Source organism: Kitasatospora sp. NPDC101108 (assembly GCF_055584725.1).
Genome location: NZ_JBVJLM010000005.1, coordinates 299,209 through 320,075, shown reverse-complemented (window position 1 = coordinate 320,075; position 20,867 = coordinate 299,209). Strand labels below are relative to the sequence as shown.

The 20,867-nt window shown below is 73.4% G+C and carries 14 protein-coding genes and 1 pseudogene; 6 read left to right on the top strand and 9 right to left on the bottom strand.

What is annotated here, in order from left to right; translation table 11 throughout:
* Positions 1-31 precede the first annotated feature (31 nt).
* From ACZ6Z8_RS14335 to ACZ6Z8_RS14315, 5 genes are all read right to left on the bottom strand, one after another.
* Complete coding sequence (locus tag ACZ6Z8_RS14335) at positions 32-2,767, bottom strand: winged helix-turn-helix domain-containing protein (protein WP_465609515.1); 2,736 nt, start codon at positions 2,765-2,767, stop codon at positions 32-34.
* Positions 2,768-2,912: 145 nt separating this feature from the next.
* On the bottom strand, positions 2,913-3,803 hold the full coding sequence (locus ACZ6Z8_RS14330) for a YhjD/YihY/BrkB family envelope integrity protein (protein WP_465609513.1): 891 nt from the start codon (positions 3,801-3,803) through the stop codon (positions 2,913-2,915).
* Between the two features lie 178 nt (positions 3,804-3,981).
* Positions 3,982-4,209 (bottom strand): hypothetical protein, encoded by a 228-nt coding sequence (locus tag ACZ6Z8_RS14325; RefSeq protein WP_465609511.1) that lies wholly within the window; start codon positions 4,207-4,209, stop codon positions 3,982-3,984.
* A 129-nt stretch (positions 4,210-4,338) separates the two neighbouring features.
* Complete coding sequence (locus ACZ6Z8_RS14320) at positions 4,339-5,748, bottom strand: MFS transporter (protein WP_465609509.1); 1,410 nt, start codon at positions 5,746-5,748, stop codon at positions 4,339-4,341.
* A 118-nt stretch (positions 5,749-5,866) separates the two neighbouring features.
* A complete protein-coding gene (locus tag ACZ6Z8_RS14315; RefSeq protein ID WP_465609507.1) occupies positions 5,867-7,696 on the bottom strand; it encodes a glycoside hydrolase family 15 protein in 1,830 nt (609 codons plus the stop codon).
* Between the two features lie 288 nt (positions 7,697-7,984).
* Here ACZ6Z8_RS14315 and ACZ6Z8_RS14310 point away from each other — a divergent pair, with 288 nt between their 5' ends.
* Complete coding sequence (locus tag ACZ6Z8_RS14310) at positions 7,985-8,503, top strand: hypothetical protein (protein WP_465609506.1); 519 nt, start codon at positions 7,985-7,987, stop codon at positions 8,501-8,503.
* Between the two features lie 108 nt (positions 8,504-8,611).
* Here the strand turns inward: ACZ6Z8_RS14310 and ACZ6Z8_RS14305 are convergent, their stop codons facing one another.
* Positions 8,612-8,893: an SHOCT domain-containing protein gene (locus tag ACZ6Z8_RS14305; protein WP_465609504.1), complete on the bottom strand. Its 282-nt coding sequence runs from the start codon at positions 8,891-8,893 to the stop codon at positions 8,612-8,614.
* 42 nt (positions 8,894-8,935) lie between these two features.
* Entirely contained in the window at positions 8,936-9,430 is a 495-nt protein-coding gene (locus ACZ6Z8_RS14300) for a DUF6325 family protein (RefSeq protein ID WP_465609502.1), read from the bottom strand.
* Between the two features lie 391 nt (positions 9,431-9,821).
* Here ACZ6Z8_RS14300 and ACZ6Z8_RS14295 point away from each other — a divergent pair, with 391 nt between their 5' ends.
* Entirely contained in the window at positions 9,822-11,033 is a 1,212-nt protein-coding gene (locus ACZ6Z8_RS14295) for a hypothetical protein (protein WP_465609500.1), read from the top strand.
* 237 nt (positions 11,034-11,270) lie between these two features.
* Positions 11,271-11,693: pseudogene (locus ACZ6Z8_RS14290) on the top strand (DUF7144 family membrane protein); the annotation flags it as partial.
* A gap of 277 nt (positions 11,694-11,970) precedes the next feature.
* Here ACZ6Z8_RS14290 and ACZ6Z8_RS14285 read toward each other — a convergent pair.
* Positions 11,971-14,760 carry a SpoIIE family protein phosphatase gene (locus ACZ6Z8_RS14285; protein ID WP_465609498.1) on the bottom strand — a complete coding sequence of 930 codons (2,790 nt, stop codon included), beginning with the start codon at positions 14,758-14,760 and terminating at the stop codon, positions 11,971-11,973.
* 42 nt (positions 14,761-14,802) lie between these two features.
* A complete protein-coding gene (locus ACZ6Z8_RS14280; RefSeq protein ID WP_465609497.1) occupies positions 14,803-15,375 on the bottom strand; it encodes a YceI family protein in 573 nt (190 codons plus the stop codon).
* A gap of 504 nt (positions 15,376-15,879) precedes the next feature.
* Between ACZ6Z8_RS14280 and ACZ6Z8_RS14275 the strand changes: the two genes are divergently transcribed.
* From ACZ6Z8_RS14275 to pntB, 3 genes are all read left to right on the top strand, one after another.
* Positions 15,880-17,250, top strand: coding sequence for a ricin-type beta-trefoil lectin domain protein (locus ACZ6Z8_RS14275; protein WP_465609495.1), 1,371 nt, complete (start codon positions 15,880-15,882; stop codon positions 17,248-17,250).
* Between the two features lie 364 nt (positions 17,251-17,614).
* Positions 17,615-19,186 carry a Re/Si-specific NAD(P)(+) transhydrogenase subunit alpha gene (locus ACZ6Z8_RS14270; protein WP_465609492.1) on the top strand — a complete coding sequence of 524 codons (1,572 nt, stop codon included), beginning with the start codon at positions 17,615-17,617 and terminating at the stop codon, positions 19,184-19,186.
* Between the two features lie 5 nt (positions 19,187-19,191).
* A complete protein-coding gene (gene pntB / locus ACZ6Z8_RS14265; RefSeq protein ID WP_465609491.1) occupies positions 19,192-20,655 on the top strand; it encodes a Re/Si-specific NAD(P)(+) transhydrogenase subunit beta in 1,464 nt (487 codons plus the stop codon).
* Positions 20,656-20,867 lie beyond the last annotated feature (212 nt).

The window sequence follows — 20,867 nt, the reverse complement described above, 5'->3', positions numbered from 1 at the left end:
GCACCCGGCTGCGTCCGCCCCCGATGGACGGTCAGATCAGCCGCAGTTCACGGGCCCGCCGGACGGCCCTGCTGCGCCCGGAGACCGCGAGCTTCCGGTTGATGCTCTTGAGGTGCGTCTTGACCGTGTTCACCGAGAGGAACAGTTCGGCGGCGATCTCCTCGGTGGAGAGCAGCCGTGCGGCGGCCTCCAGGATCTCGATCTCCCGGTCGCTCAACGGCTCGACGGGCGCGTCCGGCACCGCGTCGTCACCGCTCGCCGCCCCCGGCGGCCCCTGCGGCCCCGGGAGGAGGTCGGGGGGCAGCCAGTCGTGGGCGTCCACCGGCACCGGCCGGGCCCGTAGCAGCCGCCGCAGCCACGGGCCGGCCTCCCGGAACGGTCGGACCACCTGTTCGGACCGGGCGACCGCGAGGGCGCGGGTGAGCAGCCGCCGGGCGTCGGCCTCGTCGCCCAGGGCCGCTGCGACCTGTGCCCTGGCCAGCAACACCCGGGCGGTGACCGCCGGTCCGTGGCCGTCATGGTCGGGGATCGCGTCCAGGGCCCGGCGGGCGCTCGGGCCGTCCCCGGCCGCGAGATGGGCACGGGCCGCCGCGACGGCGCAGTCCGGTCCCCCGGCACCGTCGCGGTCCAGCACCGCCAGGGCGGCGGCCGGATCGCCGTCGGCGAGATGCGCGGCCGAACCGACCACGGCCGCGCCCTCCGTCACCCAGGCAGGCAGCGGTCCGGCCGCCGGAGGACGGCCTTCGTCCACCCGGTCGAGCGCGTCCAGGGCCGCCCGGGCCCGGCCGTCGGCCAGCAGGATCCTCGCCCGGACGATCGCCAGGACGGCGGCGACCGCCGGATCGTGCCGGGCCGCGGCCGACCTGGCCGCCCGGTCGAGCGCCGCGCGGGCCGCCGGCAGGTCGTCCCGGTCGACGGCGAGCGTGGCGAACACCAGCTGACCGACGCCGGTGCGGGAGACCGGCGGCAGGCCGGCGCGTTCGGCTTCGGCCGCGGCCCTCCGCAGACGGGCCTCCGACCGCCCCGGCCGACCGTGCAGCAGTTCGATCAGGGCGAGGCGGGCGAGCGCCTCGTGGCGCGGACCGGCCGTGGTGGCCCCCCCGGGCGTCCTCGCTGCCGCCGCGAGCGCCGCACTCGCGGCGCCGAGACTGCCTTCCCAGAGCAGCGCCGAGCCGAGGTCGTTCATCCGCAGCGTGGACAGCTCCGGGTGCTCCGCCACCAGGTCCTGCGGCACCAACTCCTGGAGCCGTTCGGCCTGTTCGGCGGCAGCCCGGGCCTGGTCGGCCGAGCCGGCCAGCCGAGCTGCCAGCACCCGCAGCTGGGCCACGGTGAACAGGGCCGCCGGGTCGTCCTCGCCCTGGTGTTCGGCGAGGAGAGCCTCAGCGCGCCGGAGGCGTTGGGCACCCTTGTCCACGTCGTGCCGGGTGAAGTCACAGGCCGCCCGGACCAGTTCGGCGGCCGGCCCCTGGGCCTCGGGGGCCATCGTGGCGAACAGCCGCTCCAACCGCTCCGCATCCCGGCCGGTGAACAGCCGACCGATGGCCAGTTGATCGACCACCTGCGTCGCGGCGAACTCCCAGTCACCGGCCGCCGCGGCGTGCGGAAGCGCCTCCGTCAGCTGCCCCGCCCCGGCCAGCCACCGGGCGGCCCTGCGGTGGAGTTCCCGTTCCAGCCCCGGGCTCCGGGCTCCCAGGTGGATGCGCAGGATCTCGGAGAACAGCGGGTGGCACCGGTACCAGGAGTGTCCGACGGGCTCCACGAAGGCGTTGGCCCGGGAAAGGGCCGCCAGGGTCCGCGCACCGTCCGGGCGACCGGTCAGGGCGTCGGCGAGGTCCGGGTGGATCCGGTCCAGGACACTCGTCCGCAGGAGGAAGTCCTGGCTCTCGACCGGTTGGGTGTCGAGGACCTCGGCGAGCAGGAAGTCCGCGACCGTGCTCTGCCCGGCCTCGAACTCCGCCAGGTACGCCGCGGGATCGGCGGCGCCCTGGGCGGCCAGTGCCGACAGCCGCAGGCCGGCGGCCCAGCCACCGGTCCGCTCGGTCAGCGCGCGCACGCTCCCGGCGGACAGCGCGAGCCCGTGCCGGTGCAGCAGCACGGAGGCCTCCTCGGGCCGGAAGGCCAGGTCGGCGGCCCTGATCTCGGTCACACTGCCGGACACCCGGTAGCGGTGGATCGGCAGGAGCGGCTCCGTCCGGCTGAGCAGGGCCAGGCGCAGACCGGGGCCCGCGTGGCCGAGCAGGAAGTGCAGACCGGAGGCCACCTCCGCGGCGGACACCTGCTCGAACTCGTCGAGCACGAGGGTGACGGGCTCGTCCCGGACGCTCAGGTGGGCGGCCAGCCGGGCCAGCAGGGAGTGGTCGACCTCGTGGGCCCGGGCCGGACTGCCGATGCCGGCCGGCAGGGCGACGCCGTGGTGCCGGAGCGCTTCCAGCAGGTAGGCCCAGAAGACCCCCGGCGCGTTGTCCTCGTGCTCGACGGTGAGCCAGGCCACCGGACCGGGCGGTCGCGCCGTGGCGACCCAGTCGGCGACGAGCAGGGTCTTCCCTGCACCCGCCGGTCCGGTCACCAGCAGCAGGGGCGTCGGCGGGCCGTCGGCGAGCCGGTCGACCAGGCGCTGCCGGCGAACGAAGGTCTCCGGCGTCGCGGGCACCGCGAACCGCGCCGCGAGCACCGGGTCGCCGCCGGGTATCCGGGACGACGGCCCGGCGTCACCGCGGGGACCGTCCACCGGGCGGTCCTGCGTCCTGGCCGCTGGACTGGAGGCCATGGTCTTCACCTCGGGGGGTCATGGCGCGCCGACGACGCAAAGGTGTGACGACTTCCATCGTTTCCGACTTCCTCCGGCTCGGCAAAAGGGCGGACAGGTCCTCCCCGGAGGGCCACCCGACCCGCGCCGCCCGACCGTACGGGTCCTAACCCTCGTCCTCCCCGGTCGGCTCAGGGGTGCCCAGGAGCCTGGCCAGCCGGCCCTGGCCGGCCACCACGTAGCCGACGCCGATGCCGAGCGTGACGGCGGTGAACACCACGATCAGCCAGCTGAGCAGGGTGAAGACCAGGCCGAGCGGGCCGAACTGGTCGATGCTGCGGTTCAGCGAGCGGGGAACGTAGAGCTGCGACGCCCAGGCGAGCGCGGTCAGGCCGGCACTGGTCAGCACGGCCCCCGGGATCAACGGGAGCCAGGGGACCCGCCCGCCGAGCAGGAGGTGCTGCGTCCACAGCCAGAGCAGACCGGCCGTGATCATGTAGAGGACGACCCCGAGGGCCGCGCCCGCGCCGAATCCGTTCCGCACCTTTCCCTGGAGGACCAGGGCGGTGATCCACACCAGCAGCCAGGCGACCCATCGCCAGGCCGCCAACCGCCCGGAAAGGTGGGGCAGGTGCCAGGTCCGCTCGCACAGGCGCTGCAGGATGCGGCTGCAACTCGTGGCCGAGAGCACGGTCACCAGGATGCCGATGCCGCCGAAGGCATCCGTGGTCGCCTTCTGGCCGACAGGCTGGAGCGCCCGCTTGACGTCGTCGAGCGAGCTGCCGTGGAGGCCCAGGACGGTCCGCAGCGAGTCGGCGGCGCTGCTGCGCGCCTCCTGGGGCAGGAAGGCGGCCAGCACGAACAGCACCGGGATGGCCGTCAGGAACGCCTGCGCGGCGAGCCGGGTGGCGGTGTCCAGGACGTGGATGTGGATCAGCTGGGCCGCCAGCCGGCGCAGGAACGGCGCGTCGCGCAGGTCGGCCGTCCGCCCCCGCAGCCGGGCCGACCTGGCGCGGAACCGGTCAGCGCGGGTCGGCTCACCACGCTGGTGCGCCACTCCGCTCTCCCCTCGGTCGATGCCGGCGGCCGGGCCGCCGGGGTGCGGCCGGCGACCCGGCGCTGCGGACCGTCCACCGTTCCAGCCTGGGCGACGGGTCGTCGGGCGGCACCCCGGACGGACTGCCGTTCGGCGCAACGGGCGTCGCCGGCGCGCCCCGTCCCGGCGCTGGGGGTGTTCAGCTCCCCGGCCAGCGGAGCGCCTCCGGCTCGGGCAGCCGGCGGAGCTCCATCACGTGCAGCCCGAGCGCCTGGAACCGGCTCAGCAGGCCGTACAGGTGGGCCTCGTCCGTGACGGGGCCGAACAGCAGCGTCTGGTCCGGAACGAATACGCTCTCCAGCTCCGGAAAAGCCTCGCGGACGGTCCGTCCTGACATCGCCCCGGCGATGCGGAACTCGTAGCGCATGGGGGTCCTTCTCTCGCGTGCTGCGCGGGGCCTCGCCGGTCCCCCGTGGGTCCAGGCTGCGCCCCGGCTCGCCGGAGGGGGATCACTCGGCCGGGGTGATCCCCGGCCGCGGAGGCGCGTGCACCGTCCTCACCGGCCCCGGCCGGGTGCCGTCGGGGGCGCGGTGGAAGTCCGGTCGCGCGGCAGGAACAGCGCGGTGCAGAGGCCGATGAGGCCGCAGAGCGCGAGGACTGCCATGGCCGCCGCATAGCTGTTCCGGGTGAGTTCGGAGACCAGGATCGTTCCGGCGACTGCGGTGCCGATCGAGGAGCCGAGGTTGGAGACACTGCGGGAGAGACCGGAGATCTCGCCCTGACGGCTGTCGGGGAAGGCGGACTGCACGATGTTGACCGAGGGGGTGAGCATCAGGCCGACGCCCAGTCCGATCAGCAGCAGTCCGGGGGTGAACGCCCAGACGGAGTCGAAGGCGCGCACCAGCAGCAGGAGCACGACGATGCCGATGACGGTGAGGGCGAAGCCCGTGATGATCAGGGAGCGCTGGGACCGTCGCTCGGCCAGGCGTTCGGCGGCGAGCGAGGTCGCGAGCAGTCCGAGCGTCGCGGAGGTGAAGACCGCCCCGGTGGAGATGGCGCTGTAGCCGCGGACGACCTGGAGGTAGGCACCGACGGTGAACGACACGCCCATCAGCACGAGCCACTGGGCGTTCTGGGTGACCAGGCCCAGGTTCGAGGTGCGGTTGTGGAAGAGGCTGGAGGCCAGCAGGGGTTCGCGACCGGTGTCCTCCAGGTGGCGGACCCAGCGGAAGAAGCCGCCCAGCACCGCGGCACCGGCCAGCAGGAGGGCGATCATCAGCCAGGTGTTGTTGTCCGCGGCCAGGATGCCGGTGACCAGCAGGACCAGCCCGCCGGCGGACAGGGCGGCACCGACGGTGTCGAAGGACCGGGTGGGGTCGGCGGGGAGCGGGTCCTCCAGTTTGCGGGTGAGGAACACGATCACGGCCACGATCACGACCTGGAAGCCGAAGTTGGCACGCCAGTCGATCGCCGTGGTGAGCAGCCCGCCGAGCAGCGGACCGGCTGCCGCACCGATACCGCCGAGGGCCATGATGGCGCCGAAGGCGCGCGCCCGGGCCGCGGTACCGGTGAACAGCAGCGTGGTCAGGATGTAGACCGGGGGGATCAGCAGGGCCGTTCCCACGCCTTCCAGGATCGAGTTGCCGAGGATCAGGACGCCGAGTCCGGGCGCGGCGGCACTGAGCAGGGCGCCGACGCCATAGATGACGAGACCGGCCATCAGGCAGCGCTTGCGGCCCCAGCGGTCGGTCAGCTTGCCCCCGGGGATCATCAGCGCGGCCATCACCAACAGGAAGACGGTGATGACCACTTGGACGCCCTGGACGGTGGTGTCGAGGTCAGCGCTGATGTCGTTGATCATCACGTTCATGCTGGAGCCGGCGAAACTGCAGACGAACTGGGCCAGCGCCAGCGGGATCAGCACACTGCGCCCGGTCGCGGCGGGGGCGGTGATCGTGCCGGTCATGCCGGGTTTCCTTTCCTGGGGAGGTCACCCGGTGCCCGGGGCGGATCGGCCCGGGCACCGGGCACCACGCGTCCTCACACGTCCCGAGGGCCCTTTCGGCCCCCGGGTTGCGGCAGGATCAGGCAGCCCCGTGGCGGTCGAGTTCCTGGTCGAGAGCGAGGGCCGCATCGATGAGTGCGAGATGGGTGAAGGCCTGTGGGAAATTGCCCAGTTGCTCACCGGAGGGGCCGATCTCCTCGGCGAACAGGCCGACGTGGTTGGCGTAGGTGAGCATCTTGTCGAACGCGTAGCGGGCCTGGTCCACCCGGCCGGCCCTGGCCAGCGCCTCGACGTAGAGGAAGGAGCAGAGGTTGAAGGTGCCCTCGGAGCCGCTCAGCCCGTCGGGGGACGCGGCCGGGTCGTAGCGGTAGACCAGGCTGTCCTGGACGAGTTCCTGGTCCATCGCGTCCAGGGTGGAGAGCCAGTCGGGATCGGTGGGCGAGATGAAGCCGACCTTGGGCATGAGCAGCAGGGAGGCGTCCAGGACCTCGGTCGAGTAGTGCTGGGTGAAGGCCTCGCGTTTGGAACTCCATCCGCGCCGCACGATCTGGCGCAGGATGTCGTCGCGTTCCGCGCTCCAGCGCCCCAGGTCGGCGGGGCGGGCGAACTTCCGGGCGATGTGGACGGCGCGGTCGAAGGCCACCCAGCACATCAGGCGGCTGTAGGTGAAGTCCTGACGCCCGCCCCGGGTCTCCCAGATGCCCTCGTCCGGGCGGTCCCACTGATCGGTCAGCCAGTCCACGAGCCGGCGGAACGCGTCCCAGCCGCGCAGGGCCCCCATGTCGCTCTCGTCCGCGGCGAACGCGTAGGCGGCTTCGCCGTAGATGTCGAGCTGGAGCTGGTCGGCGGCGGCGTTCCCGGCGCGTACGGGGTAGGAACCGCGGTAGCCCTCCCACTGGGTGAGGGACTCCTCGGTCAGGCTCGGGTCGCCGTCGATGCGGTACATGATCTGGAGCCGTTCCGGCTCGGCCACGGAGGCCTCGATCCGGTCCCGGACCCACCGGCGGAAGGCCAGCGCCTCGTCGCGGAAGCCGAGGCTGGTCAGGGTGTGGACGGACAGCGAGGCATCCCGGATCCAGGTGTACCGGTAGTCCCAGTTCCGCTCACCGCCGATCTGCTCCGGCAACCCCATCGTCGCGGCGGCGATCAGCGCGCCGGTCGGTTGGTAGCTGAGCAGCTTCAGCGTGATCGCCGAGCGCTCCACCATGTTGCGCCAACGCCCCCGGTACGTGCAGGACTTGAGCCACCCGTACCAGAACTGCCGACAGGCGTCGAAAGCGGCCAGCGCGGCCGCGTCGCCCGGTGCGGCGGGCGGAGCGGCACCCGGGGACTGGGTGGTGAGGACCACGATGGCCATCTCCCCCGCGTCCAGCGTGAACCGCGCGGTGACGTCGGAACCGTCGGCGCGGAGCACGACCGGGTCGGTGGCCTGGACGTGGAGTTCCTGGCCGGGGCCCTGCAGCACCGCGCTGCGTTCGTCCGGCAGGGAGAGCCGGTGGGTGGCGCGGCCGTAGTCGAAGCGGGGCCGGCACTCCAGCACGAAGGACATCCGTCCGCGCACCACCCGGGCCGTGCGCAGGATCCGGTGCCGGTCGCTCGGTGACGGCGAGGTGTCCGGGAGCATGAAGTCGACGACCTCGGCCACGCCCTGCGGGGCGAGGAAGCGGGTCACCAGGATGGCCGTACCGGCCAGGTATAGCTGCTTCACCCCGGCTTCCGGCACCTCGTCCCGGTCGACAGCGAGCCGGCACCGGCCGCCGTTGGCGTGGTCCAGCAGGGAGGCGAAGAGACTGGGCGAGTCGAAGCGGGGGGTGCACCACCAGTCGAGGTCGCCCTCGGTGGACACCAGGGCGGCGGTCTGCAGGTCGCCGATGACCCCGTGCTCGGCGATCGGAGGATACGGAATCACGATGTGCTCCCCGGTGGACTAGGGAAACGGATGGGCGGGGGAACGGTCACGACGGTCACGGGCCTTCACGGTCACGGTACGAACGGCGCGCGGGAGGCGGATCACCCGGTCGGGGTGAGCGGGCGACGCCGGGCGGCGGGGCTCCGCGCGGGCCGTGGGCGGCGTTGCGGCGGGCGGCGACGGGGCCCGCTCACCTGCCGGAGGGGAGGCGGCGCGCCGGGGAACGGGTGATCATGGGCTGAGCGGGCTCAACGGTCGTCCCCGGACGGGGACGGGAGGAGGCGCATCGTGTCCACGCCCCGCAGCCGTCCCGCCGCGCGCGGGCCGGCCCCGGTGGGAACCGCCGACCGGACGGACTACGCCGGAGCGGTCTACGGTTCGATGCTGGCCGCCTCCGTGATCGCGGCCTCCGGAGTGCACGAAGCCCATCCGCGGCTGTCGCTCATCGTGCTGCTGGCGGTCACCGGGCTGGTCTTCTGGGTCGCCCACGTCTACGCGCGCCTGGCGGGAGAGCGCGAGGTCGCCCGCTGGGTCCGGTGGGACCGGGTGCGGGAGGTCGGCCGGGAGGAGTGGCCGCTCGTCGAGGCGTCCGCGCTCCCGGCCCTGGCGGTGTTGGTCAGCCCCTGGCTCGGGACGGGTGACAGCGCCTGGCTGGCCCTCGGCGTCGCCGTGGCGCAGCAGGTGGGCTGGGCGACCCTGGGTGCCCGTCGGGCCGGCGCCTCCACCGGCCAGGCGGCCGTGGAGGGCGTGGTGAACCTCCTTCTGGGCCTGTTCATCGTGGCGGCCAAGGTGGCGGTCGGGCACTGAGCCGGCCGACGGGCCCGGGGGGATCCGATCCGGATGCGGTGGTGCCCCGTCCCGACGCCGGACCGGGACGGGGCACCACCGCGCGGACGGCGGTCGGCGCCGGCGGTGTCAGCCGGCGAGGAGCCGCTGCTTCTGCGTGGCGAACTCCTCCTCGGTGAGGACTCCCTGGTCCTTCAGCTGCGCCAGCTGCTGCAGCTGGGCGATCCGGTCCTCCATGCTCGGTGCCGCGGGCGCGGCCGGGGCCGGTGCCGGGGGCGGGGGCGCCGCTGCGGCCTCCATGTCCTGCTGGGCCCAGCGGCCCGCCTGACGGCGGGAGACCCGGTTGGACACGGCGGTCGCCGTGCCGGCGACGACGGCGGTGCGCGCGATACCGCGCAGCAGTCCAGGCATGTCTCGTCTCTCCTTCTCTCCGCGGCTGTGCCGGGCGCGCCGTCAGCCGGCGGGGGACGGTCCGGGAACGGAGCCGTACGTGGGGTCCGCCGCGGCGCTGTCCTCCAGGTCGTCCAGCGATCGCAGCAGGTCCGGCAGGGGTATCCGGCCGCTGGCGACGACCCGGGCGCCGCCCCGGCGCAGGGCCGTGGCGAACGGCGCGGCCCAGGTGTTCTCGTAGATCAGTACCCCGGCCGAGTTCCCGGGCGCGAGGACGCCGGCGGCCTCCGCCAGGTCGTCGGCGCCGACCAGACCCGAGCCGACTCCCTCGAAGACGGCCAGGTCCAGTCGACCGTCACCGTCGAAGTCGGCCAGTTCCATCGCCGCGACGGTGCCGTCGGCGTCCTTGCGCACGAAAGCGAAGTCCAGGATGCGGATCACACCCCGGTCCACCAGGTCGATCAGCAGCGGCAGCCCTTCCCCGGTCATGCGGTTGCCGGGGAACTCGACCACCAGGTAGTCGACGGGCCCGGTCTCGACGAGGTCGTCATCGGCCATGGCGATGCTCCTTCCACGCGGTGTCGGTCGCCCGGCCCACCGGACCGGTCGCTGGTTCGACGGTTCGACGCTAGGGAACGCCGTCCCCCGGCGGATCACCTGCCCGGGGTGAGAACAGCCGGTTCCCTCGTCGGTGCCTCGGGCCGCGGGCAGCCGGGCGTCACCACGTCGCGCGGCTTCCTCCTCCGGGCGGACCACTCCGGCGTGCCACGTGGCCGCCCGGGCGGAGTGAATGGGGAGCAGCGGTGATCCGACCGCGTTCTTGCCGAACCCGGGAGGACCGTTGAACGGGCCAGTGGAACCCCCTCCGTCCGAGCCTCCCGCCGGAACGCCGGCCACCGGGGGACCTCCGTCGGCGCGGCGTCACCGCTCCCGGGCTGCGGGCATCGTCATGAGCACCGTCTCGGCCGTACTGATCACGCTGACCTGCATCCTGGTGCCGGTCTCGCTGCTCACCGTCTGGGTCCACGACATCGCCCTGGACACCGACCGGTACGTCTCCACGGTCGCGCCGCTGGCCACCGATCCCGCGATCCAGGACGCCGCGGTCAAGCGGATCACCCAGGGGGTGGACGTGAAGGTGGACGGCTCGGCGGCCGCCTCCGAGCTGGCCGGGTGGCTGGAGTCCCAGGGGCTGCCGCCCAGGGCCGCGACCGCCGTCAAGTCGCTCGGTCCCAAACTCGACGACGCGGTGAACCAGGTGGTGACCAAGGTCGCGACCGGGGTGGTGCAGAGCGACGCCTTCCCCACGGTCTGGACACAGGCGAACCGCTCCGCGCACGCGGCCGTGGTCCAGGCCCTCACCGGACAGGGCCGCGGCGCCGTCGGGATCGAGGACGGCACCGTCACCCTCGACCTCGGGACGGTCGTCGACCAGCTGAAGGAGCAACTGGTGGCCGCGGGCCTCACGCCGGCCGAGAAGATTCCGGACGTGAACAAGCAACTGGTGCTGTTCCAGTCCGACAAACTGGCGAAGATCCGCGGCGGCGCGCACGCCCTGGACGTGGTGGGCAACTGGATGCCGGTGATCACCGTGCTGATCGGCGCGGCCGGCGTGCTGCTGGCGCGGCGCCGGCGCCGGGCGCTGGTCACCACGGCCCTGGGCGCGGCCGGTGCCTGCCTCGTGGTGGCGATCGCCCTGGTGGTCGCCCGCCACTACTACCTCGACCACCTGCCGCGCGCCGTGCAGTCCCCGGCCGCCGCGGCGGCCGTCTTCGACACGCTGCTGCACTTCCTGCGGATCAGCCTGCGCACCGCGATCGTCCTGGGCGTGGTGGTGGCGCTCGGGGCCTACCTCTCCGGTGCGGGACGGCTGCCGCGTGCCGTCCGCGGTCGGGCCGACCGCGTCGCGGACTCCGCCGCCCGCTGGGGCGGCTCCCACGGCGTGACCACCGGCCGGGCCGGCACCTGGACCGACGCCCACCGCCGCGGTCTCGCCCTCGCGGTGGTCCTGGTCCTGGCCCTGGTGTTCGCCCTGTGGAACCACCCGACCGTGCTGACGGTGCTGCTGCTCGTCCTGGTCCTCCTCGTGGTGCTGGCCGTCCTCGCGCTGCTCGCCGCGTCCGGGCGGGCCGGTCCCGGGGACCGCCGCACCCCGGAGTGACGCCCCGCCCGGGGCGCGGGGCGGGGGGCCGTGCGCCCCAGGACAGGACGCAGGCCCGGCCCTACCGTGGACCTTAGGGCGACTGCCGAGTCCGGTGACTCCACCGCGTCGCCCGTGACCGGGGCCGTCGCCCGGGCCCCCACGGCTCGTCCGCACCGGATCGCAAGCCGGACGGGTGCACCGTCCCCGGAGTCCCTCCCCGGCCGCGCAGCGGTCGCCAACGAAGGAGTCAACGTCATGAGCAGCAGTGTCACCGGAGCCGGCCGCAGCGGCCATGAACCCGAACGGCGGCCCTTCGCGACCGGGTGGACCGTCTTCGCCGCGATCATGCTGATCGCCGGCGGCGTCATGGCGATCTTCCAGGGGATCGCCGCCATCCTCAAGGACGAGCTGATCGTCGTCACCCGCCACTACGTGTACTCGATGAACACCTCGGGGTGGGGATGGATCCACCTCATCCTCGGGATCGTCGTCGTCCTGGCGGGTGTGGCCCTGTTCAGCGGGGCCGCGTGGGCGCGGGTCGTCGGTGCCGCCATCGCCGGACTGAGCATGATCGCCAACTTCCTGTGGCTGCCCTACTACCCGTTCTGGGCCCTGGTGCTGATCGCGATCGACGCCTTCGTCATCTGGGCGCTGTGCGTCGGCACGACCAGGAAGGCGGACGTACCGGTCCAGGAGCCGCCGGTCCCGCCCACGGCCACCGCAGCCGGCGCCGGGGGGTCGGTCAGGTCGCCGTCCGACCGGTGACGCCCCGGACGGTCCGACGGGGGCCGGACCGTCCCGCGGACCCCTCGCCGAAGGCGGGCCCTACGGCGTGATCTCCCGTCACATGGCCCGAACGCTCGTGGACGGCAGGGGAGTTCGACCAGCTCCTGGTCGGGCATCCGCTGCTGTGTCGACTCCTGTCCCGCGACGAGGAGCGCCCCGCCGTGCCGGGTCACAACAGCATCGCCTCGAACCGGTACTCGGGTGCGGTCAGTGGCTGCTCCGCCCAGATGACCTTGCCACGTGCCGTGTACCTGGTTCCCCATCGTTCGGCCAGCTGGGCCACCAGGAACAGGCCCCGGCCACCCTCGTCCGTGGTGTCCGCGTAGCGCAGGTGGGGGGCGGTGCTGCTGGCGTCGGAGACCTCGCAGACCAGGCTGGTGTCGCGCAGCAGGCGGACGCGGACCGGCTCGGCGCCGTAGCGGAGGGCGTTGGTGATCAGTTCGCTGAGGATCAGCTCGGTGGTGAAGGTCAGTTCCTCCAGGCCCCAGGCGGTGAGCTGGTCGTCGCACGCCTTGCGGATGCGGGAGACGGCGGCGAAGTCGTCGGGTACGTCCCAGGTGGCCACCTGGTCGGGCGCGAGCAGGTGCGTGCGTGCGACGAGGAGGGCGATGTCGTCGCACGGACGCGGTGGGGCCAGCGCGTCGAACACGGCCCCGCAGATCTCCTCCGGGGAGGCTCCCGTGCGGATGTTCGCCAGGGAGCCGTGCAGCGCGGCGAGTCCGTTCTCCAGGTCGCGGTCGCGGCTGGTGACGAGTCCGTCGGTGTAGAGGACCAGGACGGCACCGGGTGCCAGCTGGAGTTCGGCGGTTTCGAAGGGCAGGCCGCCCACGCCGAGCGGCGGCCCGGCGGGCAGGTCGACGAACTCCACGCTGCCGTCGACGCGGACCAGTGAGGGCGGTGGGTGACCCGCCCGCGCCATGGTGCAGTGTCCGGAGACCGGGTCGTAGACCGCGTACAGGCAGGTGGCGCCCGTGACCGTCCGCACGCCCTCGTCCTCGGCCTCGGCCTCGATGTCGCCTTCTCCCGGCCTTCCCTCGTCCTGGTCGAGCCGGGCGACCAGTTCGTCGAGACGGGCGAGCAGCTCGTCCGGGGGCAGGTCGAGGGCGGCGAAGTTGAGGACGGCCGTGCGCAGCCGGCCCATGGTGGCGGCGGCGTGCAGGCCGTGACCGACGACGTCGCCGACGACCAGTGCCACACGGAAGCCGGGCAGCGGGATGACGTCGAACCAGTCCCCGCCGACCCTCTGCAGTGCCGGCCGGTAGCGGTAGGCCGCCTCCAGGGCGCTCTGCTCGGGCAGTCCCCGGGGCAGCAGGCTGCGTTGCAGCGCCTCGGCCATCCGGCGCTCGCGGGTGTAGCGGCGGGCGTTGTCGAAGCAGATCACCGCGCGGGCGATCAGCTCCTCGGCGAAGGCGACGTCCTCCGGCCCGAACGGCTCCGACTGCTCCGCGCGCCAGAAGCTGACCGTGCCCAGGGCCCGGCCGCGCGCCTTCAGCGGCGTGGAGATCAGCGAGTGGACCCCGTACGCCAGAATCCGGTCGGCGGTCTGCGGGTCGGGTGTCCGCCAGGCGTGTGCCTGACGCAGGTCGGCCACCAGCGTGGCACGCCCGCCCTCCATGGCGGTGGCCTCCGGTGTGCCGGGCAGCGGGCTGATCTGCGAGCCCACCGGGAGGAACGGCCGGTCCTCGCGGATGCCGCAGGCGGCCACCCGGCGGATCCGCGGGCCTCCCGCACCGCCCGTGCCGGGGAGCGGCTCGTCACCGCGCAGCACCGCCTCGGCCAGCTCGACGGTGGCGAAGTCCGCGAACCGGGGAACCGCCACCTCCGCCAGCTCCTGGGCGGTCCGCACGATGTCCAGGGTGGTACCGACCCGCAACCCGGCGTCGTAGAGCAACCGCAGCCGGCCCCGGGCCGCCTCGGCCTGCCCGGCCAGTGCCCGCAGCTCGGTGGTGTCCCGGATCGTCGCCACGCTGCCGGACCCGCCGCCGAACGGCGCCGTGGGGCGGTTGTTGACGGCGAGCAGCCGGTCCTCGGCCGGATGCACCTCGTCGGTGGCGGCCCGCCCGGACGCCAGCAGCTCGGCCAGCCCCGGATCGAGCCCGAGCTCGGTGACCGGCCGCCCCTCCACCTCGGGCGGCAGCTTCAGCAGCCGCCGGGCCTCGTCGTTCGTCAGCAGCACCCGTCTGTCCCCGCCGACGATCAGCACGCCCTCGCGCACCGCGTGCAGCACCGCGTCGTGGTGCTCGTACATCCGCGTCATCTCGGCCGGGCCGAGGCCGTGCGTCTGGCGGCGCAGCCGCCGCCGCACCAGCACCGCCCCGCCGGCTCCCACGGCCAGCGCGGCTGCCGCGCCGCCGAACAGGACCGGCAGCTGCCGGCCCACCGCGCTGCTCGCGTGCGCGACGGTGTAGCCGACCTGGACCAGGCCGGCGGCCGAGCCGTCCGGCCTGGTGACCGGCGCGCTGCTTTCCACGACCCGGCCGATGGGCACGGTGAAGCTGTAGGTGATCGGCCCCTGGAGGGCCTGCTGGTACGGGCCGATGAGGTGCTTCCCGATCAGCGCGGGCTGGGCGGTCTGCGCGTAGCGCGTCCCGTCGGGGCCGGCGATCACGACGTAGTCGAAGCCGCTCTTCTTCACGATGTCCAGAGCCAGCGGCTGCAGCACCGCGGTCGGGTCGGCGCTGCCCAGGGCGTCCACCACCGTGGGGACCTGCGCCAGGGTGACGGCCGCGGCGCGCGTGCGGTGCTCGGCATCATTCGAGGCGTAGTTGCGGGCCTGCAGGATGAGCGCCGTCAGCCCGGCACCGACCAGCAGCACCACGACGACCAGCAGCCACAGGAACACCTGCCCGGCGACACTGCGCACCCGCGGCCTCAAGCGGAGCCGCCCCCTGGCGTACCGGGACTCCCCCGGTCCGCCGGGTTCCGTGCCCCCGGCGGCGTGGCTGTCCACTCTGTGCATGCAGGCCGTCCCCGCATCTCCGGACCTCTCCTCCAGTGTGGGTCAGCTCGCCGTCGCGGCGGGCTCCAGGACTGCTTCGACATCGACCGTGACGTCGACCATGTCGCCTACGACGACACCGCCCCGGTCGACCACGTCGTTCCAACTCACGCCGAAGTCATGGCGGTTGATGCGCGACCTGGCGACGAATCCGGCCCGGCGCCGCGGGCCGAGATCCCGGTCGCCCTCCCACCAGGGGGTGTCCCACTGGCCCAGGTACGTCACATCGAACGTCACGGAGCGTGTCACTCCGCGGATGGTGAGTTCGCCCGTCACCTCGAAGTCGTTCGCGCTCACCTGCCGGACGCGGGACCCGGTGAAGGTCCACGTCGGGAAGCGCTCGACGTCGAAGAAGTCGGCGCTGCGCAGGTGGGTGTCGCGGTCGGGCTGCCCGGTGTACACCTGCGTCGCGTCGATCGTCGCCTCCACCTGGGCCTTCTCCGGGTCGTCCGGGTCGATCACCAGGAAGCCGTGCACGTTCTTGAACTGTCCGCGCACGTAGGTGACCATCATGTGTCTGGCGCTGAACTCCGCCGCTGTGTGACCTGGCTCGAAGAACCATCTCGCCGTAGCCATGGCAGCTCCTCGGCATGTTTGCCCCTCCGAACACGATAGGACGGCACTGAACCGTAGGCGCGCCCGGTGCCGACAGGCTGCGCTGGTCACCTTCCGTGATGGGCTCACCGGGGGGCTCGTCGAGGGGCGTGTGACGCGGGAGAGGTCCCGACGGGCGTTCCAGCCGGGCCTCGATCAGGTGGCGCAGATGGGCGAGCCCCGTCGTGGACGGACTTCGCCCCGCGGTGTTCGAGCAGTGGCGGCTGCCCGGGAGGACCCAGCGCGGGTGGGTGCTCGGCCTTCATGAGTTGACGCCAAGGGGCGCCTGTTCAACCTCTTGACGCTTTGACAGGTACAGGAGTTGAATGCGGCTCAGCTCAGCTCAGCACACCACGATGGGACGACCCCAGGGCTCGTCCGGCGGAACACGCCGGCCGGTGCCCCCGCTTCGCCCCGCTCCGCGGAACCCGCCCCCCCACCCCACCTCGCGGGCCGGGTCCGCGCCCCTTCCGTTGGGAGCAGCAGATGACCCGTGTCCCCGCGCGCCGCCGCACCGGCCGGCGCTCTCGCCAACTCACCCGGCCCGGCCGCCGACTCGCGGTCCTGGCCACCCTCGGCATGCTCGTCGCGCTGATCGGCCAGGCGCCCGCCCTCGGCGCCGCCCCCACCGCGGTGACGGCGGCGGCCCCGGTGGCCGCCGCCGGGCCGCCGCCGGGGTGGACGACCGTGTTCAGCGACGACTTCTCGGGCCCGGCCGGCGCACGGCCGTCCGGGGCGAACTGGACGTACGACACCGGCCCGGGTTCGAACTTCGGGACCGGCGAGATCGAGACCATGACCGACTCGACCGCCAACGTCCACCTCGACGGCAACGGCAACCTGGCCATCACCGCCCTCGGCAGCGGCGGCTCCTGGACCTCGGGCCGGATCCGGACGCCGAGCGCGGTCGCCGGGGCGCCGGCCGGCGGCAAGCTGGAGGTCACGGCCTCGATCATGCAGCCCGCCCCCGCCGGCGGGCTGGGCTACTGGCCCGCGTTCTGGATGCTGGGCCCGGGGCAGTGGCCCGAGAACGGCGAGATCGACATCATGGAGGACGTCAACGCCCGCTCGCAGGTGGCCGGCACCATCCACTGCGGCACCTCCCCCGGCGGTGTGTGCAACGAGGGCAACGGGATCGGCAGCGGCCTGCGCGCCTGCCCGGGCTGCCAGAGCGGCTACCACGACTACGCGATGATCCTGGACCGCACCAACACGTCCGCCGAGTCGATCACCTGGTACCTCGACGGCACCGCGTACTTCACCGTGTCGGAGAGCCAGATCGGCACCGCCGTCTGGCAGCAGGCCTTCGACCACCCGCTGTCCATCATCTTCGACCTGGCCATCGGCGGCGGCTTCCCCAACGGCGTCTGCGGGTGCACCACCCCGACGTCCGCCACCACCTCCGGGGCCACGATGAGCGTCGCGTCCGTCGCGGCGTACACCACCACCACCGGCGGCAGCGGCGGCGGCGGCGGTTCGGCGATCACCGGCTACGGCGGCCTCTGCCTGGACGACCGCGCCGCCTCCACCGCCGACTACAACCCGGTGCAGATCTACACCTGCAACGGCACGCCCGCCCAGCAGTGGACGGTCGTCCAGGCCGGCAGCACGCTGCACGTGCTGGGCAAGTGCCTGGACGTGTACGCGGCCGGCACCGCGAACGGCACGGCGGTGGACCTCTACACCTGCAACAACACCGGCTCCCAGGTCTGGATCCCGCGCTCCGACGGTTCGCTGTACAACCCGCAGTCCGGCAAGTGCCTGGACGACCCAGGGTGGTCCACCACCGCGGGCACCCAGGTGCAGATCTGGGACTGCACCGGCGCCGCCAACCAGCGGTGGGTGCTGCCCGCCTGAGACGGCGCCGCGGCGGCCGGAGGCTCCCGCGGGGCGGGACGGCGGTGGGGTGCGAACCCGCCGCCGTGCCCGCTCCGCGGGGGCCTTCAGCACGACGGCGAGCGCCGAAGGGCCGCGAGGAGAGCCTGCGGGACGGCTCGCTCGTGAACGAAGGGAGGAGGCGGATCCCCACCCACTGTTCGGGCGGCGGCGGGGTGCCCGGTCCGTCCGGCCGTCCTCCGTACGGGTGAGTGAGGCTCGTCACTGGTTCGCGCCATCGGTTCGCAGACTGGGTAGGAGTACGTTCCTTCGACCAACGGCCGGGGTTCCGCCCCGGCCGCGCATCCCCCGGTCAGCAGTGCTTCCGACGAGAGAGACACCAGACATGTCTGCACTTGTCCCGTCCCAGCCCCCACCCCAGTCCGTCGGCGTGGTCGCCGAGTCGTCCGGCGGGGAGACCCGCGTCGCGGCGACACCGGCGACCGTGCGGCAGTTGATCGGTCTCGGCTACGACGTCGTCGTCGAGCCGGAGGCCGGTGCCGCCTCCGGCTTCACCGACGACGCCTACACCGAGGCCGGCGCGCGCATCGGCGACGCCTGGGCGGCGGAGGTGGTCCTGAAGATCAACGCCCCGACGGACGACGAGATCGCCCGGCTGCGCGAGGGCACCACCCTGGCGGGCCTGATCGCGCCCGCCCAGCACCCCGAGCTGCTCAAGGCGCTCTCCGCCCGCGGCGTCACCGCACTGGCGCTGGACGCCGTCCCGCGGATCTCCCGGGCGCAGTCGATGGACGTGCTCAGCTCGATGGCCAACATCGCCGGGTACCGGGCGGTGATCGAGGCGGCCCACGTGTTCGGGCGCTTCTTCACCGGCCAGGTCACCGCCGCGGGCAAGGTCCCGCCGGCGAAGGTCCTGGTGGCGGGCGCCGGCGTGGCCGGCCTGGCCGCCATCGGCGCCGCCTCCAGCCTGGGCGCGATCGTCCGGGCGACCGATCCGCGGCCCGAGGTGGCCGACCAGGTCCGGTCGTTGGGAGGCGAGTACCTGGCCGTGGAGGTCGCCCAGGAGGCGAGCACCGACGGGTACGCCAAGGCGACCTCCGCCGAGTACGACCGCGCCGCCGCGGCGCTGTACCACGAGCAGGCGAAGGACGTGGACATCATCGTCACGACCGCGCTGATCCCCGGGCGCCCGGCCCCGCGGCTGGTCACGGCCGGGGACGTGGCGGCGATGCGGCCCGGCAGCGTCATCGTCGACATGGCCGCCGCGCAGGGCGGCAACGTCGAGGGCACCGTGGCGGGCCGGACGGTGGTCACCGACAACGGCGTCACCATCATCGGGTACACCGACCTGGCGGCCCGGCTGCCCGCCCAGGCCTCGCAGTTGTTCGGCACCAACCTGGTCAACCTGTTGAAGCTGCTGACGCCCGGGCGGGACGGCCGGTTGGCCCTCGACTTCGAGGACGTGATCCAGCGGGCCGTGACGGTCGTCCGCGACGGCGAGATCACCTGGCCGCCGCCGCCCGTGGCGGTGTCGGCCGCTCCGGCCGCGCAGCCCGCCGCGCCGGCGTCCGCGGCCGTGGAGCCGGGACGGCCCCGCCTCGGCCCCGCGGCGCGCTTCGGCCTGATCGGTGCGGGGATGCTCGCGGCCTTCCTGCTGACCGCCTTCGCTCCGGCCCAACTCGCCCAGAACCTCACGGTGTTCGCACTCGCCGTGGTCATCGGCTACTACGTCATCGGCAAGGTGCACCACGCCCTGCACACCCCGCTGATGTCGGTGACCAACGCGATCTCCGGGATCGTGGTGATCGGGGCCCTGCTGCAGATCGGCCACGAGAACCGCGTCGTCACCGGGCTGTCCTTCGTCGCCGTGCTGTTGACCAGTGTGAACATCTTCGGCGGCTTCGCCGTCACCCGCCGCATGCTGTCGATGTTCTCGACCTCCCCCGAAAGGCGTTGAGCCCGATGACTTCCACCACGGCCTCGCACGCCGCGGACCTGGTCGCCGCGCTGCTGTTCATCCTCAGCCTCGCCGGGCTCTCCCAGCACCGGACCTCGCGGGCCGGCGTCGTCTACGGCATCGCCGGCATGGCCCTCGCGCTGGTCGCCACCGTCGTGGTGGCGGCGCAGAGCATCGCCGCCGGCGCGGTCGCGCTGATCGTGCTCGCGATGGTGCTCGGCGGTGCGGCCGGGCTGTGGCGGGCGCGGCGGGTCGAGATGACGCAGATGCCCGAGCTGATCGCCGTCCTGCACAGCTTCGTCGGCCTCGCCGCCGTCCTGGTCGGCTGGAACAGCTACCTGGAGGTCGAGTCCCACGGGTCCGGCCAGACCCGGATCGCCGGTGAGCTGCTCGGCATCCACCACGCCGAGGTGTTCATCGGCGTCTTCATCGGCGCGGTCACCTTCACCGGCTCCGTCGTGGCCTTCCTGAAGCTGTCCGCCCGGATCGCCTCGCGTCCGCTGACGCTGCCCGGGAAGAACGCCCTCAACCTGGGCGCGCTGGCCGCCTTCGCGGCCCTGACGGTCTGGTTCACCGCCAGCCCGGGCCCGGTCCTGATGGTCGCGGTCACGGTGCTGGCGCTCGCCCTGGGCTGGCACCTGGTCGCCTCGATCGGCGGCGGCGACATGCCCGTGGTGGTCTCCATGCTGAACAGCTACTCGGGCTGGGCCGCGGCCGCCTCCGGGTTCCTGCTCGACAACAACCTGCTCATCGTCACCGGGGCGCTGGTCGGCTCCTCCGGCGCCTACCTCTCGTACATCATGTGCAAGGCCATGAACCGCTCCTTCCTGTCCGTGATCGCCGGTGGTTTCGGCATCGAGGCCCCGAGCGGCGGGGGCGAGGAGCAGGGCGAGCACCGCGAGGTGCACGCCGAGGAGGTCGCCGGGCTGCTCGACCGGGCCCGGTCCGTGGTGATCACCCCCGGCTACGGCATGGCCGTGGCCCAGGCCCAGCACCCGGTGGCCGAGCTGACGCGGCGGCTGCGCGAGCGCGGGGTCGAGGTCCGCTTCGGGGTGCACCCCGTCGCTGGGCGCCTGCCCGGGCACATGAACGTGCTGCTGGCCGAGGCGAAGGTGCCCTACGACATCGTCCTGGAGATGGACGAGATCAACGACGACTTCGCCGCGACCTCGGTCGTCCTCGTCATAGGCGCCAACGACACCGTCAACCCGGCCGCCACCGAGGACCCGAGCAGCCCGATCGCCGGGATGCCGGTGCTGCGGGTGTGGGAGGCCGAGCAGGTGGTCGTCTTCAAGCGCTCGATGGCCTCCGGCTACGCGGGGGTGCAGAACCCGCTGTTCTTCCGGGAGAACACCGGCATGCTCTTCGGCGACGCCAAGCAGAGCGTCGAGGCGATCCTGCGGGCCCTGCCCGGCCGGGACCCCGAGGGCGCGGTTCCGGCCGCCGGGCACGCGGCGGCGGCACGGTAGCACCGCCCGCGCTCCCGGCCGCCCGGGCTGTCGGACCGGTGCGGAGGGGCGTCACCCTCCGCCGGTCCGACAGCCCGGGCCGTCCTCGCCCCCGACCGGCCCGGCCCTCGACGCCCACGGCAAGCAACTCGCCGCCCTCCAGCACCACTTCGGGCCCCTGACGCTGCCGCAGGCGCCGCTCCAGTAGCCGGGTGCCGTTGGAGCGATCCCCG

Bases quoted from the DNA above. Each gene is read 5' to 3' on its own strand.
- ACZ6Z8_RS14320 (WP_465609509.1), bottom strand. From the start codon at position 5,748: ATGACCGGCACGATCACCGCCCCCGCCGCGACCGGGCGCAGTGTGCTG.
- ACZ6Z8_RS14335 (WP_465609515.1), bottom strand. From the start codon at position 2,767: ATGGCCTCCAGTCCAGCGGCCAGGACGCAGGACCGCCCGGTGGACGGT.
- ACZ6Z8_RS14295 (WP_465609500.1), top strand. From the start codon at position 9,822: ATGAGCACCGTCTCGGCCGTACTGATCACGCTGACCTGCATCCTGGTG.
- ACZ6Z8_RS14285 (WP_465609498.1), bottom strand. From the start codon at position 14,760: ATGCACAGAGTGGACAGCCACGCCGCCGGGGGCACGGAACCCGGCGGA.
- ACZ6Z8_RS14275 (WP_465609495.1), top strand. From the start codon at position 15,880: ATGACCCGTGTCCCCGCGCGCCGCCGCACCGGCCGGCGCTCTCGCCAA.
- ACZ6Z8_RS14305 (WP_465609504.1), bottom strand. From the start codon at position 8,893: ATGCCTGGACTGCTGCGCGGTATCGCGCGCACCGCCGTCGTCGCCGGC.
- ACZ6Z8_RS14270 (WP_465609492.1), top strand. From the start codon at position 17,615: ATGTCTGCACTTGTCCCGTCCCAGCCCCCACCCCAGTCCGTCGGCGTG.
- ACZ6Z8_RS14300 (WP_465609502.1), bottom strand. From the start codon at position 9,430: ATGGCCGATGACGACCTCGTCGAGACCGGGCCCGTCGACTACCTGGTG.
- pntB (WP_465609491.1), top strand. From the start codon at position 19,192: ATGACTTCCACCACGGCCTCGCACGCCGCGGACCTGGTCGCCGCGCTG.
- ACZ6Z8_RS14325 (WP_465609511.1), bottom strand. From the start codon at position 4,209: ATGCGCTACGAGTTCCGCATCGCCGGGGCGATGTCAGGACGGACCGTC.
- ACZ6Z8_RS14280 (WP_465609497.1), bottom strand. From the start codon at position 15,375: ATGGCTACGGCGAGATGGTTCTTCGAGCCAGGTCACACAGCGGCGGAG.